The sequence below is a fragment of the Komagataeibacter diospyri genome (assembly GCF_006538165.1).
Lineage (GTDB): Bacteria > Pseudomonadota > Alphaproteobacteria > Acetobacterales > Acetobacteraceae > Komagataeibacter > Komagataeibacter diospyri.
On record NZ_BDLU01000028.1, the window covers coordinates 73,063 to 84,674 of the forward strand.

Annotated in this window: 12 protein-coding genes and 1 tRNA gene; 6 read left to right on the forward strand and 7 right to left on the reverse strand. The window is 63.2% G+C overall.

What is annotated here, in order from left to right; all coding sequences use genetic code 11:
* Positions 1 to 116: 116 nt before the first annotated feature.
* The 5 genes from pstS to rpmI all read right to left on the reverse strand — a co-directional run bounded on the left by pstS (position 117) and on the right by rpmI (position 5,430).
* Positions 117 to 1,148 carry a phosphate ABC transporter substrate-binding protein PstS gene (pstS, locus tag MSKU9_RS04885; RefSeq protein WP_141260225.1) on the reverse strand — a complete coding sequence of 344 codons (1,032 nt, stop codon included), beginning with the start codon at positions 1,146 to 1,148 and terminating at the stop codon, positions 117 to 119.
* Positions 1,129 to 3,591 carry a phenylalanine--tRNA ligase subunit beta gene (pheT, locus tag MSKU9_RS04890; protein ID WP_141260207.1) on the reverse strand — a complete coding sequence of 821 codons (2,463 nt, stop codon included), beginning with the start codon at positions 3,589 to 3,591 and terminating at the stop codon, positions 1,129 to 1,131. Before pheT ends, pstS begins: the two co-directional genes overlap by 20 nt.
* A 3-nt stretch (positions 3,592 to 3,594) precedes the next feature.
* A complete protein-coding gene (gene pheS / locus MSKU9_RS04895; RefSeq protein WP_141260208.1) occupies positions 3,595 to 4,665 on the reverse strand; it encodes a phenylalanine--tRNA ligase subunit alpha in 1,071 nt (356 codons plus the stop codon).
* 190 nt (positions 4,666 to 4,855) lie between these two features.
* Entirely contained in the window at positions 4,856 to 5,212 is a 357-nt protein-coding gene (gene rplT, locus MSKU9_RS04900) for a 50S ribosomal protein L20 (protein ID WP_010507784.1), read from the reverse strand.
* Positions 5,213 to 5,226: 14 nt separating this feature from the next.
* Entirely contained in the window at positions 5,227 to 5,430 is a 204-nt protein-coding gene (rpmI, locus tag MSKU9_RS04905) for a 50S ribosomal protein L35 (protein ID WP_007400447.1), read from the reverse strand.
* Between the two features lie 226 nt (positions 5,431 to 5,656).
* Between rpmI and MSKU9_RS04910 the strand changes: the two genes are divergently transcribed.
* Positions 5,657 to 6,385, forward strand: a complete 729-nt coding sequence (locus tag MSKU9_RS04910) for an SDR family oxidoreductase (protein ID WP_141260209.1) — start codon at positions 5,657 to 5,659, stop codon at positions 6,383 to 6,385.
* A 374-nt stretch (positions 6,386 to 6,759) separates the two neighbouring features.
* Here the strand turns inward: MSKU9_RS04910 and MSKU9_RS04915 are convergent.
* A tRNA-Gln gene (locus tag MSKU9_RS04915) sits at positions 6,760 to 6,833 on the reverse strand.
* A 165-nt stretch (positions 6,834 to 6,998) separates the two neighbouring features.
* Here MSKU9_RS04915 and MSKU9_RS04920 point away from each other — a divergent pair.
* Together MSKU9_RS04920 and MSKU9_RS04925 are read left to right on the forward strand one after the other, a co-directional pair.
* Positions 6,999 to 8,129, forward strand: coding sequence for a Ppx/GppA phosphatase family protein (locus MSKU9_RS04920; RefSeq protein WP_141260210.1), 1,131 nt, complete (start codon positions 6,999 to 7,001; stop codon positions 8,127 to 8,129).
* A gap of 12 nt (positions 8,130 to 8,141) precedes the next feature.
* Positions 8,142 to 8,906, forward strand: coding sequence for an RlmE family RNA methyltransferase (locus MSKU9_RS04925; RefSeq protein WP_141260212.1), 765 nt, complete (start codon positions 8,142 to 8,144; stop codon positions 8,904 to 8,906).
* Between the two features lie 30 nt (positions 8,907 to 8,936).
* Here MSKU9_RS04925 and MSKU9_RS04930 read toward each other — a convergent pair whose 3' ends face one another.
* Complete coding sequence (locus MSKU9_RS04930) at positions 8,937 to 9,845, reverse strand: ROK family protein (RefSeq protein WP_141260213.1); 909 nt, start codon at positions 9,843 to 9,845, stop codon at positions 8,937 to 8,939.
* Positions 9,846 to 9,968: 123 nt separating this feature from the next.
* Here MSKU9_RS04930 and MSKU9_RS04935 point away from each other — a divergent pair, with 123 nt between their 5' ends.
* From MSKU9_RS04935 to MSKU9_RS04945, 3 genes are all read left to right on the forward strand, one after another.
* Positions 9,969 to 10,235 carry a sulfurtransferase TusA family protein gene (locus MSKU9_RS04935; protein ID WP_141260215.1) on the forward strand — a complete coding sequence of 89 codons (267 nt, stop codon included), beginning with the start codon at positions 9,969 to 9,971 and terminating at the stop codon, positions 10,233 to 10,235.
* Positions 10,236 to 10,335: 100 nt separating this feature from the next.
* Positions 10,336 to 10,566, forward strand: a complete 231-nt coding sequence (locus MSKU9_RS04940; protein ID WP_025438679.1) for an exodeoxyribonuclease VII small subunit — start codon at positions 10,336 to 10,338, stop codon at positions 10,564 to 10,566.
* 56 nt (positions 10,567 to 10,622) lie between these two features.
* Positions 10,623 to 11,510, forward strand: coding sequence for a polyprenyl synthetase family protein (locus tag MSKU9_RS04945; RefSeq protein ID WP_141260216.1), 888 nt, complete (start codon positions 10,623 to 10,625; stop codon positions 11,508 to 11,510).
* Positions 11,511 to 11,612 lie beyond the last annotated feature (102 nt).

Genomic DNA, 11,612 nt, shown 5'->3' on the forward strand with positions numbered 1-11,612 from the left:
GTCATCAAAAAACTTCTGCCTGCCCTTTCAGGGTATTTCGCAAATGCAACCGGCCATCTGCCTGACAGGCAACCATACCACGGCAATGACCTGCCGTAGCATTTTCCGCCATCATGTCAGCGCGTTTTAAGCAGGTCGCGTATGGTGACGCGGATATCATCCGGCAGCGGGACATAACGCAGCGCAAGGGCGGCATCATTGCCGTGCTGCATGCTCCAGTCAAAGAACGTGCGCACCGCCCTGCCCTGTGGCGTGTCAGCCCGGTCGGCCGGGATCAGCGCATAGGTCGCGGCCATGATAGGCCATGCGCCCGGACCATCGCCATCCAGAACATCAGCGGAATGACTGTCATCAGACACCCAGCGTGCGGTGGTTACGGCCTGTGCGAAACTGTCCGGTCCGGCGGTGACCAGATCGCCATGGCGATTGCGCATTTCGGCGATTGCCATGTGGTTGCCCGCCGCATAGGCATATTCCAGATAGCCGATGCTGCCTTCGGTATTGCGCACGGCAGCCGCGATGCCGTCATTGCCCCGCGCGCCTTCGCCCACCGGCCATTCGATGGATGTCCCGCTGCCCTGTTCCTTCGCCCATCGGGGTGAAACACGGCCAAGATAGGACGTAAACACGAATGTCGTGCCCGATCCGTCCGCGCGCCGCACCGGGGCCACCGGGATGGCAGGCAGGGACAGATCCGGGTTTTCCGCAATAATGCGGGGATCATTCCACATGGTGATGTCCCCCGCATACAGCCGCGCCAGCAGTTCCCCCGTCAGGTGCAGGTGACTGGTATCCACACCGGGCAGGTTCACCACCGGCACGATCGCCCCCATGACCGTTGGAAACTGGATCAGGTGGAATTGCGTCAGTTGCGCGGCTGTCATCGGCGCGTCGGATGCACCGAAATCCACCGTGCGGGCCTTTACCTGATTCTGCCCCGCACCCGACCCGATGGTCTGGTAATTCAGGCGGATATCCGTCGCATGCGCGGCTTCTTCCCCCCACGCCCCATAAATGGGCGCGCCAAAGCTGGACCCGGCCCCGGTGATTTCCGTGGCATGGGCATGACCGCACGCCAGGCCCAGCACAAGTGCCGTCCCCAGCCCGATGCCATGCACCCGGTACCGATCAGCCACGCAGTACGGCATTGCAGCTTTTCTGCGCGGCAGCGACAACCCGATCACAGACAGCTTCAATTTCCGCATCGGTCAGGGTCCTGTCCATTGGCTGAAGGGTTATCTCCACGCCCAGCGACTTGTGCCCCGCCGGGATCTTGTCGCCTTCATAAACATCAAACAGGCTGACGGCCACAATCAGGTTGCGCTCGGCCCCCCTGATGGCCTTCAGCAGCTTTTCCGCAGGGATGTCGGTCGCCACCACAAATGCGAAATCACGCCTGAGCGGCTGGAGGGTCGACAATGCGGGCGGCGCCTTGCGCTTGCGCTTGGGTTCGGGCACCGCATCGGGATATAGCGTGAACGCACAGACCGGTACATCGATGCCACGCGCGGCCAGCAGGGCGGGATGCAACTGCCCAAAATGGCCCAGCACCAGCTTCGGCCCCTGCCGGATCACGCCCGAACGCCCCGGATGATAATAGGACGGCGCATCCGCGGTGATGCCCAGGCCTTCCATCGCCGCACCTGCCGCGGCCAGTCCTGCCAGCGCATCGGCCTTGGCCTGCCACAGATCGACCGGCTGTGCCGCCTGTCCGGGCAGACGGGTGGAATGACCGCTACGGATACCGGCGGCCACCAGTTTCTGCCCGTCTGGGCCAAAACCGGGGCCAACTTCAAACAGGCCAAGATCGGGATAGCCACGCGCCGCGTTGCTCTTTACCGCAGCCAGCAGGTTGACCAGCGGCGTGGGCCGCATCTGGTCCAGATCGGCCGCGATGGGGTTGAGCAGGTGCAGGTCCGTGGGCGTTTCGCCAAATTCGGCTGCCTGGTCCAGCGCAACAAACGAAAAGCCCACCGTTTCCAGCAACCCGCGCGCGGCAAGCTGGCGACGCAGGCTGGCGACACGACTCTGGCGCGGGGTGAAAGCCGGCACCGGCACGGCGTTACCCACCGGCAGGGACACCGCAGGCACGCTGTCCAGTCCGCGCAGTCGCAGCACTTCCTCGATCAGGTCCACTTCCGGATCAATCACCGCTGCCCCTTCAGCAGCCGCCTGCGCGCGGGCGGACGGCAGATCGGGCTGCTGGTCCAGCAGCATGGGCGTTGCGATGTCATTGCGCCATGAGGGCACATCGACCACTACATGCCGCGCATCGCATTCGCGCACCTTAAAGCCGAGGCCTTCAAGCAGATGCACGGCATGGTCAGGTTCTTCCACCAGTCCGCCCAGCGTTTCCAGACGGGCGAATTCCAGATGCGCCTGCCGCTGCCATGCCGGTTCCGTCCCGGCGGAGACCACGCTGCCCGCTTCCCCGCCGCACAGATCAACGATCATGCGCGTCGCGGCCTCCAGTGCTGCGGGCGGCAGGGCCTGATCCACGCCGCGCTCGAACCGCTGGCGGGCATCGGAATGCAGGTTGTGCCGCCGCCCCGACAGGGCGATGGTCACGGGATCAAACAGCGCGCATTCCACGAACACGTCCGTGGTGTCGTCACTGACACCGCTGTCCGCCCCGCCCATGATGCCGGCCAGCGACTGCACGCCGCGCCCATCGGCAATCACGCAGTCATCGGGCGTCATGACGTGTTCGCTGCCATCCAGCGCGGTAAAGGTCTCGCCCGCCCCCCGGCAGATGGTCAGTTCATTGCCCATCAGCCTGTCCACGTCGAACACGTGCAGCGGACGGCCAAGGTCAAAGGCAAAGAAATTGGTGATGTCCACCAGGGCCGAGACCGGGCGCAGACCCACGGATTCCAGCCGCCGCTTCAACCATTCCGGGCTGGGACCGTTCTTCACGCCGCGAATGACGCGCCCCAGCACCCACGGGCAGGCTTCGGGGAACGTGATGCGCCAGTTGATGGGGGTGTCAAAACGCCCTTCGACCGTTTCCGCAAGCCACGGTTTCAGTTTGCCAAGTCCCGCCGCGGCAAGGTCACGCGCAATGCCACGCACCGCCAGCGCGTCGCCACGGTTGGGCGTGATCGCGATATCGATGACCGGATCATCCAGCCTGGCGAACTGCGGATAGGACTGTCCCGGTTCCGTGCCTTCGGGCAGTTCGGCAATGCCATCGGTTTCCTCGCCCAGTCCCAGTTCACGCAGCGAACACAACATGCCGCCACTGGCCTCGCCCCGCAGCTTACCAGCCTTGATGGTAATGCCGCTGGCGGGAATGAAGGTGCCGGGTGGGGCAAAAATCACATGCAGGCCCGCACGCGCATTCGGCGCGCCACAGACGACCTGCACGCGTTCGAACCCCTCGCCCGCATCGACCTGGCACACGCGCAGGCGGTCGGCATTGGGGTGCTGGGCCGCTTCGATGATGCGGGCGGTGCGGAAGGACGCAAGGGACGCGCCGGGATCTTCAGCACCTTCGACTTCCAGCCCGATAGTATTCAGCGTAGCGCAGATTTCTTCCACCGTCGCCGTGGTCTCAAGATGCGCGCGCAGCCATGACAGGGAAAATTTCATCGATCACAGACCTTCGTGCAGCAGGGCGGGAGACAGGGGATTGGTGCCGTAATGGCGCAGCCAGCGGACATCGCTTTCGTAAAACGACCGCAGGTCGGGAATGCCGTGGCGCAGCATGGTCAGACGCTCGATCCCCATGCCAAAGGCAAAACCCTGCCATTCCCGTGCATCCAGCCCGCAATTGGCCAGCACGCGGGGATGGACCATGCCGGCACCCAGTACTTCCAGCCAGTCGTCACCCGCACCGATCTGCCCGGTTTTACGTGACCAGCCGATGTCAATTTCCATCGACGGTTCGGTAAAGGGGAAATAGGACGCGCGGAAGCGCACCGGCAGGTCCGGCATCTGGAAAAACGCGCGCAGGAAATCCGAAAGGCACCCTTTCAGATGGCCCAGCGTGATTCCCTTTTCGATTACCAGTCCCTCACACTGATGGAACATGGGCGAATGGGTGGCATCATGATCCGCGCGATAGGTGCGTCCGGGGGCAATGATGCGGATGGGCGGTTCATGTCCCAGCATGGTGCGGATCTGCACGCCCGATGTCTGGGTACGCAACACGCGTTCCGGCTGGCCCTCGGCTTCGGGCGGCAGGTAGAACGTGTCCTGATCCGTGCGGGCGGGGTGGTGGGACGGCGTATTCAGGGCCGAAAAGTTGTGCCAGTCGCTTTCGATATCCGGACCTTCGGCAATCTGGAACCCCATCGCACCGAAAATGGCGGCCATTTCCTCGATCGTGCGGGTGATGGGGTGCAGCGCGCCTTCCGCTTCCGGCGCGCAGGGCAGTGTCACGTCCACGCGCTCGGCAGCCAGGCGGGCGTTCAGTGCGGCCGCCTCAAGCTCCTGCCCACGCGCCTCGATCAGGCGGGTCAGTTCGTCGCGTAGCCGGTTCAGGGCCGCACCCCGCGTGCGCCGCTCATCCGGTGTCATGCGACCGAGCTGCTTAAGAAGTGCTGTCAGCTTGCCCGACTTGCCCAGCGTGCCGACGCGCACAGCATCCCATTCGCGCTGGTCGGTCGCGGCAGCGAGTGCCTGAACTGTCTGTTCCCTCAGGGTTTCGAGATCGTCACTCATAGCACCTCGCACAGGCTCACGTCGGGCGGGCTGGCAAAGGGATATCTACCGGCGGGCCAGACCCGGCGCATGAAATTGTGCCCGCCACCGGCAATGGGTGCGGCACGGGCATTGCATTAAAAACAAAACGGGCCGCCCGATGGGACGACCCGTTTCGTGGACCTGTCGCCACGCGGGCGTGGGACAGGGTTCAGGCCAGAGCGGCCTGCGCCTTCTTCACGATTTCAGCGAAGGTTGCTGCATCGTCAAAAGCAATGGCGGCGAGGACCTTGCGGTCGATCTCGATGCCAGCCTTGTCCAGACCGTTGATGAAACGGCTGTAGGTCAGGCCATGTTCACGCACGGCCGCATTGATGCGCTGAATCCACAGGGCGCGGAATTCACGCTTCTTGTTGCGGCGATCGCGGTAGGCGTACTGGAGTGACTTTTCCAGACGTTCCAGCGCGATGCGGTAATTGGTGGAGGAACGGCCCCGGAACCCCTTGGAGAGTTCAAGAACCTTCTTGTGGCGGGCGTGGGTGGTTACGCCGCGTTTCACACGTGCCATATCTCAGGTGCTCCTTATGCCAGACCGTAGGGAGCCCACTGCTTCACAGTGCGGCCGTCCATTTCCGTCAGCACCTGCGAACCACGGTTCGTGCGCTTCATCTTCTGCGAGCGGTTGATCAGGCCATGGCGCTTGTTACCCGGACCTGCCAGCACCTTGCCGGTGGCGGTGATCTTGAACCGCTTCTTGACCGATGACTTGGTCTTCATCTTGGGCATTTTCTTCTCCTGAATGTCTAGTGCCCGTGTTTCTGTCCGCCGTTTGAGGCAGACATAAACACTCCATTGCGGCCGGGCATGCCCTACAGGCCCGGACGCGCGAACAGGCAGGCTATAGACAACCCGCACCCCGCGATCAAGCCCCTTCGCACGCCCGGTCATGCTTTCCCCCATGCGCGCGGTGCTGTAGTGGGGAAAAGACAGGTTGGAAACAGGAGAAAACACAATGACACAACGCGTTGCCTACATTACCGGCGGCAGCCGCGGCATTGGCGCCGCCATTGCGAAATCACTGGCGAAGGATGGTTATGACATCGCCATTTCATACGCCCGCAACGAACAGGCGGCACAGAAGACGATTGAAGAGGTCCACGCGCTGGGCCGCCGGGGCATGGCCATCCGCTGCGATGGCGAAGGCAATGGCAACCGCGCGGCCATCCAGCGTGTGGTCAAGGAAATGGGCCGGATCGACGCGCTGGTGTGCAATGCCGGCATCTACCCCTATGGCGACGTGGCCGAAATGACGGACGAACAGGTCGATGCGGTACTGGGCCTGAATGTCCGTGCCGTCATGATCGAAACCATCGAGGCCGCGCGCCACATGACACAGGGCGGCCGGATCATCCTGATCGGCTCGACCTTTGCCGACCGCTCCCCCTTCCCCGGCATTTCACTGTATTCGGCGTCCAAATCGGCGCTGAACGGTTTTGCCCGTGGGGCGGCGCGTGACCTTGGCCCGCGCGGGATCACCATCAATGTGGTCCAGCCCGGCCCGATCGACACGGACATGAACCCCGCCACCGGCACCGCCGCCGACATGCTGCGCAGCTTCATGTGCCACAAGGAATACGGCAAGGTCAGCGATATCGCCTCCGTCGTCTCATTCCTCGCCAGCCCCGCAGCCAGCTTCATCACCGGCTCTGCCCTGACAACGGATGGCGGCCTGGCCGCCTGACCGGGCGGATGCGCGCGGGAGGCTAATGCACGTCTCTCGCGCATTGGCCACGACGCCATCTGTCGTAAAAAATGCCCGCCCGCCCATGGCATGATCAGGCCATGAAATTCCGGCTACTCACACAACCACGCACTCCAGCCAGATGAAATGTGAACGGAATATGAGGACAGCAAGGGTGCCCCGCACCGCCATTCAACCTGTGTCCCCAACATGTATCCGGGACCAGTCCCGCCAGGCATCCACAATCCAAAAAGCGGCCACCCCATAACCTGACCTGCGCGCATACAAAACGGGACACCGTATGAAGGTGCCCTGCACAGGAACCAGAATATGAACTGGCTCCACAAATAATTTTGAATATTTATGGGAAATAGTGGCTGGGGGACCTGGATTCGAACCAGGGCTGACCGGGTCAGAGCCGGTAGTTCTACCGCTAAACTATCCCCCAGCAAGGAGAAAGCGGCGCGATGCGCTGCGGTGATCAGGCATATAGCCGCCAGCCGTTTGGGGCGCAACCCCCACATTGTCTTTTTTGCGATTTTTCTCTTTTGACTTGCGTTTCACGCAGAACACTTAACACAATAGGTAATACCTTGGCCGTCAACGGGTTTGGATGAACATGGTCCAGCAGACGCTCAGCGCAAAGACACGCCGGCAGGGGAACATCCCTCCCCTTGCATCCGCGATGAATCGCCGTGCCCTGCGTGCACCGCTTTATGCCGCCATTGATCTTGGTACCCATAACTGCCGCCTGCTGGTCGCCCGCGCGGGGGAACAGGGCCTGCGTGTCATCGACAGCTTCAGTCGCGCCGTACGCCTGGGCGAAGGGCTGCACCATTCCGGACAACTGGCCGAAGCCGCAATGGAACGCACCATCAGCGCCCTGCGCACCTGTGTCGCGCGCATGGGGCTGTATGACCTGCACAGCCACCGCGCCATCGCGACCGAGGCCTGCCGCCGCGCGGGTAACGGCATGGATTTCATTGCCCGCGTCCTGCACGAAACCGGGCTGGACATTTCAGTCATTTCCGCACGAGAGGAAGCCGAACTGGCGCTTGCGGCCTGCAATTCCCTGCTACAGACCCACCACCACGCCACCGGGCGCGGACTGCTGTTCGACATCGGCGGGGGATCAACCGAAATCGCATGGGCGCGAATCGACCGCGCTGCCGGACGGCATGACCTGTCGGGCTATGTCAGCCTGCCAACCGGAATCATGACCGTGGGCGAACGCCACGGGGCGGATATCTTTACCGACCGCGGCTATCGCGCCGTGGTCAGTGAAATCAGCGACATGCTGAGCGGGTTTGATGACATACACTGCATTACCCGTGAAATCGCGCGCGACAATGTCATGCTGCTGGGCACCAGCGGCACCGTTACCACACTGGCCAGCCTGGCACAGGGACAGGACCGCTACGAACGTGCCGGGATTGATGGCAGCAGCCTGTCGGTGCCCCATGCGCTGGCCCTGGTGGACAGCCTGCGCCGGTCAGGCATGGACGGGCTTGCGCGCACTCCCCTGATCGGCACGGAGCGCGCGCGCTACATGCTGCCCGGCTGCGCCATATTCGAAGCCATCGTCACCACATGGCCCATGGCCGAAGTCACGGTGGCCGACCGGGGATTGCGTGACGGACTGCTTTTACGCATGATTGGGGACCGCAGGCGACATGGCGGCCTTTCCGCCCCGCCGCCTTCCTTCCCCCTGCATAATCGTATGGAGCACCGGGTCATTACCTGACCGCGTCCCGTCATGAAACAGCGTTCTTCTACCCGCATACCGGGCAAGGCCCGTACCAGCAGTCTGACACCCGGCACCGGTGACAGCAGCACGGACGGACGCGCCGCACAGGCCAACCGCACCAAGACCATCACGGTCAAGAAGGCGCGCGGCCGCACCACTGCCCAGCACCGCTGGCTGCAGCGCCAGCTTAACGACCCGTATGTGCAGGCTGCCCAGAAACAGGGCTGGCGTTCCCGCGCAGCATTCAAGCTGATCGAACTTGATGACCGCTTCCACATGATAAAGCCGGGCGCGCGGGTGGTTGACCTGGGCGCTGCCCCCGGTGGCTGGACGCAGGTCGCGGTCAAGCGCGGAGCAGCTGAAGTGGTCGGCGTCGACCTGCTGCCGGTCGACCCGGTGCCGGGCGCCACCATTATCGAAGGGGATTTCAATGACCCCGACATGCCCGACCGCCTGACCGGCCTGCTGGGCGGGCGCGCGGATGTCGTGATGTCGGACATGGCCCCTAACACGACCGGCCATGCGCCAACCGATCATCTGCGTATTATCGGGCTGGCAGAACTGGCGCTGGATTTCGCCACCCGCATCCTTGCCCCTGATGGCACGTTCGTAGCCAAGGTGTTCCAAGGCGGATCGGAAAAGCAGATGCTGGCAGATCTCAAACGCATGTTCACGCAGGTCCGCCACGCCAAGCCCCCGGCCAGCCGCAAGGAATCGAGCGAGCTTTACGTAGTGGCCACGGGCTTCCGCGGCCTGGACAGCGACGAAGGCTGACCACAGGCCGCGCCGACTGGCCCCGTGGGGTCAGTCAACGTGATGGTCGTCCCACAGCCATGCCGCCCCGCGCACGCCCGAACTGTCACCATGGCGGTTGCGCACGATCGGCGTGGTGCAGTTGGGAGTGATGACGTAGCGGCGCATCAGGCGCGGCACGCGTTCATAGATCGATTCAAGATTGGACACCCCGCCACCCAGCACGATCACGTCGGGATCCATAAAGTTGATCGCCATGGCGCAGGCGCGCGCCATGCGGTCCATGTAACGGTCCAGCGCACCGATGGCGGTCAGGTCGCCTGCCTCGGCTTCCTGTTCGATGTGGGCCGCGCTTCGGTGGCCTGGCCCTTTCCAGTCCTGCGCCAGCGCCGAACCGCTGAGGAATCGTTCCATGCACCCTTCGTTCCCGCAGAAACATTTGGGCATGGGAAATTCCTCAAGCCTTGGCCACGGTAGCGGCACATGGCCCCATTCACCGGCAATATGATTGTGGCCGATCAGCAGTTTCCTGTCGATCACGATCCCGGCCCCCATGCCGGTGCCAATAATCACGCCAAACACGCTGTGATGGTCGGCACCCGCGCCGTCGATCGCTTCAGACAGGGCAAAACAGTTCGCGTCGTTCTCGATCCGGACATCGCGGCCCAGTGCCGCCGTCATGTCACGGATCAGCGGCTGGTTGTTCAGCCACGTCGCATTCGCATTCTTGATGACGCCCGTATCGGGGCTGATGGAACCGGGAATGCCGATTCCCACCGTGCCGGTACCGCCCAGCTCCTGGTCCACCCCATGGATCAGTTCGCACATGGCCCCGATGGCGGCGGGATAGTTGCCGGGGTTGGAAATGCGCCGACGCACGCGTTCGGCCCCATCTTTTGCCAGGGCTGCGATTTCGATCTTGGTGCCCCCAAAATCAATTCCAATACGATAGGTGGCCATCCAGAGTCTTTCTTTCATCAGGTTTTATCAGTGGCGCATTTTCTTTTATGATCGTACCTGCACGCAACAGCAAACCCTGATGCACAAGCATAGCTGCCCACCACCAAGGAGACATGGCCATCCATGAGTGAGATCCTGCTAGACGCGCGCGGCCTGACATGTCCCCTGCCCGTGCTCAAGGCCAACCGCATGCTGCGCGGCCTGCCGCCGGGCGCGCGGCTGCGCGTGATTGCGACCGATCGGGCGTCCGTTGCGGATTTTCAGGCTTTCTGCCGCGAAACGGGTCATGCCCTGATCGCATTCGGGGAAGAAGGGGGCACGCTGTCCTTTGTCATCCGCCGCAGGCCCGATCCCGACACGACGCCCACAGGCACCACGCACCCCGCATAGGTGCCAAAATAGCGTAAAACCAGTTGTCCCCTTGGCAGGATGCCCCCCAAGGATGTAATGCCTGCGCCAGCCAAGTTATTTCAGGAAGCACCACCAGCAGATGACCGACGACCTGACCAACCTTTCCTTCGAGGACGCACTGGCCGAACTTGAAGCCATCGTGCGGCAGCTCGAGGTCGGCCAGCTCAGGCTGGAGGACGCGATTACGTCCTATGAACGTGGTGCCGCCCTGCGACAGTACTGCCAGAAAAAACTGGACGAGGCCGAGGCCCGCGTTCAGGCGATTGTCCAGCGTGCGGATGGCGCGCTGGATGCAAAACCGATGGATTGATGCACCAGATGAGCCAAACAACAGCAACCTCGTCCCAAACAGACGGTACGGATCGCATGGTCCGTCTGCGTGCATCCATGTCCGCGCGCGCCAGGGCGATCGAGGGAATGATCGACCGTCTCCTCCCCCGCGTTGAAGGAGGCGAGGCCCGCCTGATCGACGCCATGCGCTATGCAACACTGGGAGGCGGCAAGCGCCTGCGCGGCTATCTGGTGGCCGAAGTCGCCAGCCTGTTCAGGGCTGGCGCGGAAGCGGCCGACCGTGTCGCGGCCTCGGTCGAGATGCTGCACGCCTACTCGCTGGTGCATGACGACCTGCCCGCAATGGACGATGACGACCTGCGCCGTGGCCAGCCCTCCACCCACCGCAAGTTTGACGAGGCGACAGCCATCCTTGCCGGTGACGCGCTGCAGACCATGTCGTTCGACATCCTTGCCAGCCCGCTGACGCATGACAGCGCGGACGTGCGCATCAACCTTGTCCGCGCACTGGCCGATGCGTCCGGTGCGGCAGGCATGGTCGGTGGCCAGATGATCGACATGGAAGGCGAAGGCCGCGCGCTGTCGCTGGAAGAAGTCGCCCGCCTGCATGCGCTGAAAACCGGTTGCCTGATCCGTTATTCGGCAGAAGCCGGGGCCATCCTGGGCCAGGCCAGCGATGACGTGCGCAAGCGCATTTCCGCCTATGGGCGCGACCTTGGCGCCGCCTTCCAGATTGCCGATGACGTGCTGGACGCCACCGCAAGCGCCGAGGAACTGGGCAAGACCGCGGGCAAGGACGAGGCCGCCGGCAAGTCCACCTATGTCGCCCTGCTGGGCGTGGACGGTGCGGCGAAGGAGGCCCGGCGCGTGGCGGAACAGGCCGAATCCCATATCGATATTTTTGGCCCCGAGGCTGATCGCCTGCGCGATCTGGTCCACTACGTGGTCGAGCGCAGGAACTGAGTGACATGACCGACACCAAGACCCCGCCCGCGATTCCGACCCTTGGGCGTTACCCCCAGCTTGACCGGGTGCGCGCGCCGCATGACATGCGCAACCTTTCGG